The 12,116-nt window shown below is 74.8% G+C and carries 11 protein-coding genes; 5 read left to right on the top strand and 6 right to left on the bottom strand.

Annotated features, from left to right (window positions below; translation table 11 throughout):
- The first annotated feature begins 175 nt into the window (after nt 1–175).
- From UIS43_RS26130 to UIS43_RS26120, 3 genes are all read left to right on the top strand, one after another.
- Nucleotides 176–718 carry a YceI family protein gene (locus UIS43_RS26130; protein ID WP_013151923.1) on the top strand — a complete coding sequence of 181 codons (543 nt, stop codon included), beginning with the start codon at nt 176–178 and terminating at the stop codon, nt 716–718.
- 197 nt (nt 719–915) lie between these two features.
- Entirely contained in the window at nt 916–1,227 is a 312-nt protein-coding gene (locus tag UIS43_RS26125) for a DUF2470 domain-containing protein (protein ID WP_013151922.1), read from the top strand.
- A gap of 406 nt (nt 1,228–1,633) precedes the next feature.
- Nucleotides 1,634–4,345 (top strand): serine/threonine-protein kinase, encoded by a 2,712-nt coding sequence (locus tag UIS43_RS26120; protein ID WP_370013277.1) that lies wholly within the window; start codon nt 1,634–1,636, stop codon nt 4,343–4,345.
- A 239-nt stretch (nt 4,346–4,584) separates the two neighbouring features.
- On the opposite strand, the gene UIS43_RS26115 is transcribed toward UIS43_RS26120, so the two are convergent.
- A complete protein-coding gene (locus tag UIS43_RS26115; protein ID WP_370011982.1) occupies nt 4,585–6,540 on the bottom strand; it encodes a sigma-70 family RNA polymerase sigma factor in 1,956 nt (651 codons plus the stop codon).
- Nucleotides 6,541–6,597: 57 nt separating this feature from the next.
- Nucleotides 6,598–6,924, bottom strand: a complete 327-nt coding sequence (locus tag UIS43_RS26110) for a YciI family protein (RefSeq protein WP_013151919.1) — start codon at nt 6,922–6,924, stop codon at nt 6,598–6,600.
- 140 nt (nt 6,925–7,064) lie between these two features.
- Between UIS43_RS26110 and UIS43_RS26105 the strand changes: the two genes are divergently transcribed.
- Together UIS43_RS26105 and UIS43_RS26100 are read left to right on the top strand one after the other, a co-directional pair.
- A complete protein-coding gene (locus UIS43_RS26105; protein WP_013151918.1) occupies nt 7,065–7,733 on the top strand; it encodes a DUF998 domain-containing protein in 669 nt (222 codons plus the stop codon).
- Nucleotides 7,734–7,849: 116 nt separating this feature from the next.
- Nucleotides 7,850–8,770 (top strand): aldose 1-epimerase family protein, encoded by a 921-nt coding sequence (locus tag UIS43_RS26100; RefSeq protein ID WP_013151917.1) that lies wholly within the window; start codon nt 7,850–7,852, stop codon nt 8,768–8,770.
- Between the two features lie 39 nt (nt 8,771–8,809).
- Here the strand turns inward: UIS43_RS26100 and UIS43_RS26095 are convergent, their stop codons facing one another.
- From UIS43_RS26095 to ribH, 4 genes are all read right to left on the bottom strand, one after another.
- Nucleotides 8,810–9,397, bottom strand: a complete 588-nt coding sequence (locus UIS43_RS26095; protein WP_041552345.1) for an NTP transferase domain-containing protein — start codon at nt 9,395–9,397, stop codon at nt 8,810–8,812.
- 170 nt (nt 9,398–9,567) lie between these two features.
- Nucleotides 9,568–10,728: an XdhC family protein gene (locus tag UIS43_RS26090; RefSeq protein WP_013151915.1), complete on the bottom strand. Its 1,161-nt coding sequence runs from the start codon at nt 10,726–10,728 to the stop codon at nt 9,568–9,570.
- A gap of 111 nt (nt 10,729–10,839) precedes the next feature.
- Nucleotides 10,840–11,304, bottom strand: coding sequence for a PH domain-containing protein (locus UIS43_RS26085; protein ID WP_013151914.1), 465 nt, complete (start codon nt 11,302–11,304; stop codon nt 10,840–10,842).
- 254 nt (nt 11,305–11,558) lie between these two features.
- Nucleotides 11,559–12,032, bottom strand: coding sequence for a 6,7-dimethyl-8-ribityllumazine synthase (gene ribH, locus UIS43_RS26080; RefSeq protein WP_013151913.1), 474 nt, complete (start codon nt 12,030–12,032; stop codon nt 11,559–11,561).
- Nucleotides 12,033–12,116: the final 84 nt, after the last annotated feature.

Raw genomic sequence — 12,116 nt, 5'->3', positions numbered from 1 at the left:
ACCCCCGCTCCGCCACACCGTCGGGCCCCGCGTCGGCTCTCGCCGGAGGAACGCCTTGCACGAGGGCTCGGCATTGCCTAAACTCCTCTTCCGAGGAAGATTCTTCTAAGGCGTCTTGTTACACCTCAGCGAATGGGCCCGGTCCCCGGGTCCGCCGACCCGACAGGGAGACACCATGGCAGCGCAGGAACTCCAGGCCGGAACCTGGAAGATCGACACCGCCCACAGCGTCGTCGGCTTCTCCGTACGACACATGATGGTCAGCAAGGTCCGCGGGCGGTTCGAGAAGTTCGACGCCACGCTGACGGTGCCCGAGGACCCCACCCAGGCGTCCGTCGAGGCCACCATCGACGCCAGCTCGATCAACACCGACAACGGTGACCGCGACAACCACATCCGCTCCGCCGACTTCTTCGACGTCGAGAACCACCCGGAGTTCACCTTCCGCTCCACCGGCGCCGTCGCCAAGGGCGAGGACTTCGTCCTGCAGGGCGAGCTGAGCATCAAGGGCAACACCCGCCCCGTCGAGATCGCGCTGGAGTTCAACGGCTCCACCATCGACCCCTACGGTCTCAACCGCGCCGGCTTCACCGCCTCCACGCAGATCAGCCGCAAGGAGTTCGGCGTGGACATCGAGATGCCGATGGACGGCGGCGGCGTGGTCGTCGGCGACAAGATCACCATCGACATCGACGCCGAGTTCACCCGCCAGGCCTGAGCACGTCCGTGACGGCCGGGCGGACTCCGGGCCGGACGAAGCGGGGGAACACGCGGGACGGGACGGCCTCCCGGAAGTTTTGACGACACACCGTCATCACCTTCGGGGCCGCTCGGATATCGTCAGCGGGGGGAGGGCGCACAGCCCTCCCCCCGCTCGTGTCACGCGTGCGCGCCACCCGCCGACCAGGAGGTCCCGTGTCCCCGTCCAACCCCTTCTCCCCCGAGGTCGTCGCCGCCGTCACCGCCCACATGAACGGCGACCACCCCGAGGACACCCTGCTCATCTGCCGCGCGCTGGGCGGCCAGCCCGAGGCCACCGCCGCGCGCATGACGGGCCTGGACGGCGACGGCGGCGACTACGCGGTCACCGTGGACGGAACCGAGCACGCCGTGCGCGTGCCGTGGGCGCGACCGCTCACCGAACGCGCCCAGATCCGCGCCGAGGTCGTGCGCATGTACCAGGAGTCCTGCGACAGGCTCGGCGTGACCCCGCGCGGACGGCACTGAGCACCACGGGCGGCACCGGGCCCTCGTGCCGCAGGGACGCACGGCCGACCGCGAGCAGCCGACCGGCCGCCTGGAACCGGGCCCTCATGCCACGGAGGACGGGGCCGAACAGGCGGTCCCGCACGGCGGAGCGGGACCGGCGCGCGGTGGCCCGCGCGGACGGCGCCGAGGCGCGCGCAGCGCCGCGGCACCGGTCTTCCCGCCCCGGAGCGCACCGTCTGCGCGTTCCGGGTGGAACTCCACGCGCCCACCGGGAGTCAAAGGAGACGAGGGGCTACGCCGAGGAACCCGCACCGGGGCCCGAAACGGCGCGCGAACCGCGCCGCGCGGACCTACCCTGGAGGGGCCCTCGTTCCCCCGCAGGTCCACGACACCAACGCCTATCCGAAGGATGGCTCCGACCCCGATGGTCACGCCCGACCCCGGTGACGAGAACGCGCCGACCCAGCGGATCGAACCCACCGCGCCCACCACACGCATCGGCCCCGACGAGGACCGCACGCGTGCGGACCGCACCCACCGGGCCACCCGTGTGTTCCGCCCGGGAACGGCCCCGGGGGAGGGCACCGAGCCCACCCGCGTGTCCTCCCCGGCCGCGGACCGCACCAGCGTCCTGCCCGGCGCCGGCCAGGCGGACGCCACCCGCACGGCCGCCGCGGCCCCGGGCACCCGCCCGGCCCGCAGCATCCCGGGCGACGGCCGCACCGACGGCCGCGCGCCCTGGTGGCGGACCCTGTTCGGCCCGCTCCTGGACTGGATGGCCCGCCTGGTCTCGCGCGTGGTGGTCGGCCCCGCCAGCGACCTCGACTACGCCGTCCCCGCCGAACTGCGCCGCCGCTACCGCGTGCTCGACCACATCGGCGCGGGCGGCGAGGCCGTCGTCTACCTGGCCGAACCCACCGACTCCCCCGGGCGCCGGCTCGCGCTCAAGGTGTACCGGCCCGGCCACGACATCAACCGCGAACTCCTCGACCGCCTGCGCGCCCGCGGCACCGCCTCACCGCACACCCCCGCCATCCAGGGCTACGGCACCGCCGCCAGCTCCTGGGGCGAGGACCTGGCCTGGGAGGCCCAGGAGTACTTCTCCCACGGCTCGCTGCGCGCGCTCATCGACCAGGCCCCGCTACCGGACGACCGCGCCCGCGCCGTGGTCTCCGCCATCGCCGAGTGCCTGCACCACTGGCAGGACGAACTCCAGCACAACCACACCGACGTCAAGCCCGAGAACCTGCTCGTGCGGTCCCTGGACCCGCCGGTCGTGGCGCTCACCGACTTCGGCGGCGCCGTACGCGCCACCATGAGCCGCGTCTACGGCGGACTGGCGGTCACCGAGGACTACGCCGCCCCTGAGGTCGTCGAGGGCCGCCGCGAGGCGCCCGCGGCCTGGTGGTCCCTGGGCGTGATCGTGCACGAACTGGTGGCCGGACGCCGCCCCGAGCGCGGCGGCAACTGGCTGACCGCCCGCAACACCGAGGTGGACATCTCCGCCATCACCGACGAGCGCTGGCGCCTGCTGGCCCGGGGCCTGCTCACGCTCGCGCCCTCGGCCCGCTGGGGATACGACGAGGTCGCGCAGTGGCTGGCGGGCGAGCGCCCGCAGATCCGCGCGGTCAAGCGCCTGCGCCCCATCGAGTTCGCCGGAGCCAGCCACGAGGACCCGCCGAGCCTGGCCTTCGACCTGCTCGACCGCTCCGAGACCGGCGCCATGTGGCTGCGCACCCACTGGTCGCAGCTGCGCAGCTGGCTGGACCGCGAGGTCAACGACTACACCTTCGACCGCGCCTACCTGACCGGCCTGGACGCCCACCCCGAACAGGCGCACGTGGCGATCAGCGCGCTGGCCGCCCGCTACGTGCCCGGGATGCCGCCGCGCTTTCGCGGCCACGAGATCAGCGCCGACGGGCTGCTGGACCTGGCCACCGGCGACGCCAGCCGCCACGCGGTGGTGCGCGAGGCCGTGACCTCGGGCGCGGTCGGGCTGGGCGCCCAGCACTGGTGTCCGCATCCGGCCTGCCGCTCGGGCGGTTCGGGGCGGTGCGCCCTGCTGGAGCGCGTCCAGCACGAGGTGCCCCTGATCATGCGCAAGGTGTCCGAGAACGTCGACCAGCTGGTCGGCTCGGGCCCCGACGCGCCCCGGCGCCCGGACACCCACGAGACCGACACCGCCTGGGCCAGGGCGGTCGAACTGGTCCTGCTCCCCGACACCGCCTCCCGGAGCCGGTCGCTGCTGCGGCGCCAGTCCTGGCACCCGCGCCAGCGCACCGCCGCCCCGCACGCCCCGTGGTGGGCGGAGCAGCGGCGCCTGGCCCTGCGCGACGCCAACGGCCGCGACGCCCTGGCCACCCGGGCCGCCCTGATCACGGCGGTGCTCCTGCTGCCCGAGGCGGCCCGGGTCGGCGGCGCGGTCGCCGAGCGCGAGCGCGCCGACGGCAGGGCACGCCGCCAGGACCGGTGGGCGTCGCTGGCCGGTTCGGCCGGCGAACGCTGGTCGCAGGTCCGCGAGAAGGCGGCCGGAGTCCGCAGGCGCGCCGCCGGGTCCTCCGCGCCCGGCCGCCCGGAGGGCGCGACCGCCCCGCACCCCTACAACCCCGCGGGACCGCAGGACCCCTCGCTCGACCCCCGCGAACAGGAACGCCGCAGGCGCCGGGCCGACAAGACCATGGGCCAGATCCAGCGGGCGATGAAGGCGGGCGCGTGCCGCCGGTTCGCCTACCCCGCGGCGCTGCTCGGGCTCCTGGACGGCCTGGGCCGCGTGGTGCGCCCGCAGGAGGGCTTCTACCCCGAGAGCGAGTTCGTGACCTCGGCCTACACCGGACTGCTGGACGCCAGCAACGGCGCCGTCCTGGGCTGGCTGTCGGAGGTCACCGGGGCCGTCACCGGTCTGCTGCCCGGCGACACCGGGGCGGCGTGGTGGCTGCCGGTGCTGCTGTCGGTGCTGCTGGTGGCGCTGGGCCGCTCGGCGGCCAGCAGGAAGCCCACCTCGCGGGCCCGTCGGCGCCTGGGGGCCTTCCGCCTGGCCGTGGTGGGAACCCTGTTCATGGTGGTGGTGCTGTTGTCCACGGGCCTGTTGGCGCTGGGCTCGGGGGTGCTGATCCCCCTGGACGGCCTGCTCGCCTAGCGTCCGGTGCGGGCGGTGGCCCGGCGCCCACGGGTAAGCCGCCCCCACCGGACCCGCCGTCCCCGCGCCGCGCCTCGGGCGCCCGCCGGAGGCGCCCACCGGGCCGACCCGCGCGAACCGTCGTGCGGGAGACGGCCCGGAGGGCCGCTCGCCGCTCCGGAAGCCCGCGCGGAACACTCCCCGGCGGGCCGACCGGGACCACGGGGCGGCCCCCTCCGCCCCGCCGCGCGCGGATGCGCTCAGGGCCGGAGCCTGCTCAGGGTGTAGCCCCGCCCCGCCGGATCCAGAGAGCGCGTGGCCCGCTTGAACAGGTACTCCGCACGCGGGTAGGACAGGCGCCCTCGCCCCGTCAGCGGGCACAGGTCGGCCGCGGCGGGGCGCCTCGCCGGTCCCGGACGCCGGTCTGCCAGAAGGAGCGGCCCCCGCTCGCGCCCCGCCACGAGCTCGGGCAGCAGCCGGGCGGTCCCCGACCTCCAGCCCACCCAGCCGTCGCCCGCCCGCGCACGGCGGTCCCCCAGGTCCAGGTCCTCCACGTTGAGCGCCAGCACGGAATTCACCCGGGCGCCGGACTCGTGCAGCAGCCGCCACAGCACGCGCTCGCGAAGCGCGAAACCCTCCCCGTCGCACAGGCGCGCCACGGTCTCGGGGTCGAGCGGCACGTGCGGTGAGCGGGTCTCGCCGCGCCGTTCCAGGTCCGCCGCGAGATCCTCCAGCCCCGCCCAGGCGCCGAAGGAGCGCACGGTCGACCGGTGCCGGTTCCACGTGCGCGGGGCCGCACCGCCCCAGGCGGTGGCGAACACGCCCGCCACCCGTTCGGGGGTCAGGTCGGCCAGGGGCAGACCCTCCCCCAGCGAACGGCACAGCCGGTCCAGGGTCTGGCCGTAGGAGCGCAGCGTCTGGGGGTCCAGGTCGTCGCGGCCCAGGAACTCCCGGGCCGTCGCGCCCAGGTCGGGCCCGGCGGGCTCGGGGACCGCGGTCTCCTCTGCCCGGCGCGACAGGAAGGCGCGTTCGGCGGTGTTCTCGGCCAGCAAGGCGGCGCGCTCGAACTCCCGCTTCGCCTCGGCGGCCCGGCCCAGCCGCAGGAGCAGGTCGCCGCGCACGCCGGGCAACAGGTGGTAGTCGCGCAGGACCGGGTCCTCCGCCAGCTCGTCGACCAGGGCCAGTCCCTCCCCCGGCCCGCGGGCCCTGCCGACCGCCACGGCCCGGTTCAGGCGCACGACCGGGGTGGGGAGTAGGACGACCAGCTGGTCGTAGAGGGCGGCGATACGGGCCCAGTCGGTGTCCTGCTCGCTGGTGGCCCGGGCGTGGCACACGGCGACGGCCGCCTGGAGCACGTAGGGGCCGGGCGGGCCGCCCGCGTCACGGGCGCGCAGCATGGCGGCGAAGCCCCGGCGCACCAGCAGGGGGTCCCAGCGGCCCCGGTTCTGCTCGTGCAGTCGGACGATCTCGCCGGAGGGGCCGGTCCGGGCCCCGGCCCGGGACTGCTGGAGCTCCATCAGCGCCACCAGGCCGTGCGCCTCGGCCTCGTGCGGCACCAGTTCGGCCAGGGTGCGGCCCAGCCGCAGCGCCTCCAGGCACAGGCCGGGGCGCATCAGGTCCTCGCCCGAGGTCGCCGCGTAGCCCTCGTTGAAGACGAGGTAGATGACGCCGAGGACGGAGGAGAGGCGTTCGGCCAGCTCCCGTCCGTCGGGCAGCCCGAAGGCCACCCCCTCCTCGGCGAGCAGCCGTTTGGCCCGCGCCACGCGCTGGGCGATGCGCCCCTCCCCGGTGAGGAAGGCGCGGGCGATCTCCCCGTTGGTCAGCCCGGCCACCAGGCGCAGGGTCAGCGCGACCCTCTCCGGAGTGGACAGCACCGGATGGCAGGTCGCGAACAGCAGGCGCAGGACGCCGTCGTCCGGGGCGGGCGCGACCCCGGGAGCGCGCTCCAGCTCGTGGGCGATCTCCTTGTGCTTGCTCTCCAGGCGGTGCTCCCGGCGCAGGCGGTCCAGGACGCGGCGTTTGGCGGCGGTCATGAGCCAGGCGCCGGGGTTGTCGGGGATCCCCTCACGCGGCCACTGCTCCAGGGCGGCGACGAGGGCGTCCTGGGCGCACTCCTCGGCGGCGCCGACGTCGTGCGCGATCCGGGTGAGCGAGGCGACGATCCGCGCCGACTCCATCTTCCAGACCGCGTCGACGGTGCGGTGGACATCGGTCACACCGAAGATGACAGCACCGGCCGGGCTCGTGCGCAACCCGGCCGGCGCCGCGGCCGGTCAGGGGCCGAAGACCTGCTGGATGACGCTCTCGCCGTCGCCGACGATGCGGCGGAAGCGGCGGGCGACTTCAAGGGCCTCCTCACGGGAGCGGACCTCGACCAGGGCGAACCCGGCCACGGCCTCCCTGGCCTCGGTGAACGGGCCGTCGGTCACGGTGATCTCCTCTCCGGCGGAGACCATCCGGACGCCGCCGGGCTCCAGCCCCCCGGTGGCCAGCAGGACTCCGGAGGCGGTGAGCTCCTCCACGAACGCGGCCATCTCGGCGTACAGGCCCTCGTCGTCGCGGGCGTCCTCGGAGGGGCGGGTGGTCATCAGGAAGCGCACGGCGTGCTCCTTCGTCTCGTTTTCGTTGCCTTCGGATACACGTCGAACGAGGTGATGTGACAGGGAACGGCCGCGTTCCCTGTCACATCGCCGCAGCGACGTGAGAACGAGAAGCACAGAACACGAGAGAGGCCCCGGCCATGACCGCCACCACCGCCACCGCACCCCGTGTCCGCCGCGCCACCGCGGGCACCACCCGCGCGCTGCTCGCCGGCGCGGCCCTCGCGGCTCCCCTGTGGGCCGCCGTCTCCCTGGCGCAGGCCGCCGCACGGGAGGGGTTCGACCTGACCCGGCACCCCCTGAGCGCGCTCAGCACCGGCGAACTCGGCTGGCTCCAGATCACGAACTTCCTGGTCGCGGGCGCCCTGACCGCCGCCGGAGCCCTGGGGCTGCGCCGGTCCATGCGCGGTGCGCCCGGCGGCACGTGGGCGCCGCGGCTGGTCCTGGTCAACGGCCTCGGCATGATCGCGGCGGGTCTCCTCGTCATGGACCCGGCCGACGGCTTCCCCGTCGGCACCCCCGCTGGGATGCCCGAGCAGCTCACCTGGCACGGCTACGGCCACATGGCCGCCGGATCGGTCTCCTTCGCCGCGCTGATCGCCGCCTGCTACGTACTGGGGCACCACTACGGTCGCACCGGCCACCGGGGCGCGGCCGCCGCCTCCCGTGTCGCGGGCACCGTCCTGCTGGTCGGCAACGGCTGGGCGATGACCGGCGGCCAGTACGGCTCGCTGACCCTGGCCGTCGGAGCCGTCACCGCCATGCTGTGGGTGTCGGCGGTCGCCGCACTCCGCCTCCGAACCTCCTGAACAACCTCCGTCACACGCGTCACGTGTCCCGCCGTGTCCCCCCGGCGGGGCGCGTGGGCTATGATCGCCCGGTTCGGCACACGGACGCACGGCCACGACGGGGAAGCAGGTGTCAGGTGGGTGAGGTGATCGAGCTGCGCTCGGGAGAGTACCGAGCGCGCGTCGACCGCACGGGAGCGGGACTGCGGGCACTCACCTGGCGCGGCCGCGACGTGGTCTGGCCCTACGACGGGGACGGACCCAAGGCCTTCCAGGGCCAGGTGCTCGCGCCGTGGCCCAACCGCGTGACCGAGCACGGCTACCGCTTCGACGGGGTCGAGCACCGTCCCGCACCCAACGACCCGGCCACGGGCACCGCCATCCACGGCCTGGTCCACGACCGGGAGTGGACGCCGGAGACGGTCTCCGAGGACGCGGTCGAACTGCGGCTGGACTTCGGCGGCGGGCCCGGCTACCCCTTCCCCCTGGAGATGACCGTCGCCTACCGGCTCTCCGACGACGGGCTGACGGTCGCCACCACCGCCCGCAACCCGGGCGGCTCCCCCCTGCCGTTCGGACTGGGCTTCCACCCCTACCTGACCCTGGGCGAGCCGCTGTCGGCCCTGGCCGCGCGCGGGGAGTTCGCGCTGGAGGTCACCGCCGGCACCCGCCAGCCGGTGGACGGGCAGATGCTGCCCGTGGGCGGCCCCGTTCCCGTGGACGGCGGCGACTTCGACTTCCGCACGCCCGGCCGCCAACTGGGAGACACCGTCCTGGACACCGCCTTCACCGAACTGGAGAGGGACGCCGACGGGCGCGCGTGGGTGCGGGCGAGCGGCCCCGAGCACCGGGTGTCGCTGTGGTGCGACCGCGGCTTCGGCTGGTTGCAGCTGTTCAGCGCCGACACCCTCGGCGGGGACGACCACCGGGCCCACCTGGCCGCCGAGCCCATGACCTGCCCGGCCAACGCACTGGCCACCGGCACCGACCTGATCGTGCTGGCCCCCGGGGAGTCGACCGAGCACGTGTTCGGCATCCTCGCCGAGACCCTGGTCTGAGCCCCGGCCCACCGGCGCGCACGGCCCCGGGCAGGGCGCTCAGCCCGGACCGGAGGACTCCCCGCCCAGCACGCCGCTGAGCCGCTCCAGGTCCTCCACCGTGTCGATGTCCTCCGGGCTGGCGATGTCGTCGCAGGCCACGGCGGTGACCAGATGGGAGTACGCGCGCAGGAACGGGCGCGCCCCCACGTCGTGCACGGCCATGGCGTAGGCCGTGGACCAGTGCTCGCGACCCAGCAGCACGGGGTTGCGCTGGTTGCCGCGGTAGGTGGCCACCGCGGCACGGGCGCCCTGCTCGTGCGCCTCCACCAGGCGGCGCACCGCCTCGGGGGTGACCAGGGGCTGGTCCGCCAGCGCGATCAGCACCGCGTCGACCGTGTCGGGCAGGGCGTCGATCCCGGCGCGCACCGAGGACCCCATCCCGGTCCGCCAGTCGGGGTTGTGCACCGTGTGGGCGCCGCGCACCGGGGTGTCGGCGGCGCCCAGCACCACCATGACGGGGGCGCAGCCGCCCGCGGTCAGCGTGCGCACACCGCGGTCCACCAGACGTTCGCCGCCCACCTCGACCAGCGCCTTGGGCCGCCCGAGTCTGCTCCCCGAACCCGCGGCCAACAGCAGGCCCGCCACCGGACCCGTACGCTCCCCGCCCTGCTCCTGCCCCCCAGTACCCATGACGTGATGATGCCACGCACGGGCGCGCGGGATGGGCGACCTGGCACAGCCCGTCCGGCCCTGTTCCGCGACCGCCCCCACGGACCCGCCGTGACCAGGCACTCCACGGACCGGCGGGTTTCGGTTCACTTCACACGGTGGCCGAATCCGGCCGGAACCAGGGGTTTACCCGACGTGTCGTGGTGGATCCGGCCGCTGGTCTCACGCAGGGCCCGCCCGCTGCCGCCCCACCGCACCTGCACCAACTCCGCGGCGATCGACACCGCCGTCTCCTCCGGAGTGCGCGCCCCCAGGTCCAGACCGATCGGCGAGTGCAGGCGCGCCAGCTCCGCCTCACCCACCCCGGCCTCGCGCAGCCGCTCCAACCGGTCCTCGTGCGTGCGCCGGGACCCCATCGCGCCGATGTACCCGGCGCGGGTGCGCAGGGCCACGCTGAGCACCGGCACGTCGAACTTGGGGTCGTGGGTGAGCACGCAGATGGCCGTGCGCTCGTCGATCTGGTCGGCGATCTCGTCCAAGAACACGTGCGGCCACTTGACCACCACCTCCTCGGCGGTGGGGAAGCGCTTGGCGGTCGCGAACACCGGCCGGGCGTCGCACACCGTCACCCGGTAACCCAGGTAGGTGCCCAGGTCGGCGACGGCCGCCGCGAAGTCGATCGCACCGAAGACCAGCATGCGAGGGGCGGGCGCGAAGGACTGCACGAACACCTCCAGCTCGTCCCCGCGCCGCTGCCCGTCGGTGCCGTAGCGCAGCAGACCCGTGCTGCCCTGGGCCAGCATGCCGCGCACGTCGTCGTCCAGGGCGTCGGCCAGCCTGTCGCTGCCCAGGCCGCCCTCGGCGTGGCCGGGCCAGACCACCCGGCGCCGCCCCACCCGGCCCTGGTCGGAGGGGTCGGAGACGATGGTGGCCACGGCGACCGGCTGGTGCTCGTCGACCGCGCCGATCACCGAGCCCAGCTGGGGGTAGGCGGACCGGCTGATCGGCTCGATGAACATGTGCAGTGTTCCGCCGCAGGTCAGGCCGACGCTGAAGGCGTCGTCGTCACTGACCCCGTAGGTGCGGCGCACGGGGACCCCCGTGCGGATGACCTCCAGGGCCTCCTCGTAGACCGCGCCCTCCACGCAGCCGCCGGACACGCTGCCGACCGCCTCCCCCGAGGCGCTGACCAGCATCGCCGCCCCGGCGTCGCGGGGAGCGCTCTTGTAGGTGTCGATCACGGTGGCCAGCGCGAACGTCTCGCCCGACGCGTACAGGCCGGACACGGCCGCTCGGATGTCGCGCACGCGGTACCTCTTCCACGTTCCGTCGGTGGCTCTCGGTACCAAACTATGTGCCCCGCACAACACTCGGGAGCCACCGATCCTCAGGAATTCGGCGGCCCCTCCCGGAGGTTCCTACGAGCGGTCGGGCTCGCGGCCCTCGCCGCGCTCGTGCAGCAGCGCGCGGAACTCCTCCAGAGCGCGCCGGGCGGACTCGCCGTCGGCGCTCTGGATGGCCATCACCGCCAGGGTCGTGCCGTCGGACAGGTCCGCCGAGGGCCAGGGCTCGCCCTCGGGCATCCGCACGTCCACGACCTCCGGCCAGGACAGCACGTGGGTGCGGATGCTGTTGACCACCGTCACACCCTCCTCACCGGCCACCAGCCGCGGCCGGGCCAACAGGTGCAGGGCAGCCGCGATGGCCAGGCCCAGGCCCACCATCAGGACCCGGTCCATGACCCCCCAGCTGCCCGGCAGGATCGCGGCCAGGACCGCCAGGGTCGCCACGATCAGCAGCGCCAGCCCGTAGGCGACCCACCGCACCGACCGGGGCCGCCACGTCCTGGGCAGCACCGCCTGCCCCGACTCCTCGCCGTCCACGGGCTGTTCCCTCGTCCGCACCAACTGCTCCACTTCTGGACCGTGTCCGCCGCGGCCCCGGCACGCCGCGTCCCCGGCACGCCGCGTCCCGCGACGCCGTACCCCGCCGGACGGACCCCTCGGGCCCTCCGGCGCGCACCGCCCGACGAGGACCGCCCAGCGGCCACACGCCGGATCGGGACCCGCGCGACACCTCTTCGGCCGTCCGCGTACGCGGACGGCCCACCGCCGTCACCGTGCGCCACCGGACCGGATCAGCGGCGCAGCCCACGCAGGACCGCCGCCGTGTCCAGGGCGGCCAGCGCGGCCTCGGCGCCCTTGTCCTCGGCGCTCCCCGGCAGACCGGCGCGGTCGAGCGCCTGTTCCAGGGTGTCACAGGTGAGCACGCCGTTGCCCACGGGGGTGGAATGGCGCAGCGCCACCTCGGTCAGGCCGTGGGTGACCGACTGGCACACGTAGTCGAAGTGCGGGGTGCCCCCGCGGATGACCGCGCCCAGGGCGATCACGGCGTCGTGCTTGCGGGCCAGCTCCTGGGCGACCACCGGGATCTCGACCGCTCCGGCCACCTCCACCACGACGGGCTCGGCCGCGCCCGAGGACGCCACCACCTCCAGCGCCCTGGTGAGCATCGGCTGGACCACACCCGCGTTCCAACGGGTCACGACGATGCCCACCGACATCCCCGAGGCGTCGACACCACTGCTGTCGGGGCGTCCTTCACCACTCATGGGCTCCTGCTTCCTCTCCGAACGAAGTGTGCGGCCCCGGACCACCGCCGGGGCGGGCGCCGCCCCGGCCTTCCGGGGCGCCGC

It is taken from the genome of Nocardiopsis sp. LDBS0036 (genome assembly GCF_041228755.1).
GTDB classification, from domain to species: domain Bacteria; phylum Actinomycetota; class Actinomycetes; order Streptosporangiales; family Streptosporangiaceae; genus Nocardiopsis; species Nocardiopsis dassonvillei.
Note: the sequence above shows the minus strand (reverse complement) of the source record. Positions and strands in the feature narration are given on the sequence as shown.

Excerpts from the sequence above, each read along its gene's own strand:
- UIS43_RS26105 (WP_013151918.1), top strand. The coding sequence starts at position 7,065 with ATGACCGCCACCACCGCCACCGCACCCCGTGTCCGCCGCGCCACCGCG.
- UIS43_RS26120 (WP_370013277.1), top strand. The coding sequence starts at position 1,634 with ATGGTCACGCCCGACCCCGGTGACGAGAACGCGCCGACCCAGCGGATC.
- UIS43_RS26130 (WP_013151923.1), top strand. The coding sequence starts at position 176 with ATGGCAGCGCAGGAACTCCAGGCCGGAACCTGGAAGATCGACACCGCC.
- ribH (WP_013151913.1), bottom strand. The coding sequence starts at position 12,032 with ATGAGTGGTGAAGGACGCCCCGACAGCAGTGGTGTCGACGCCTCGGGG.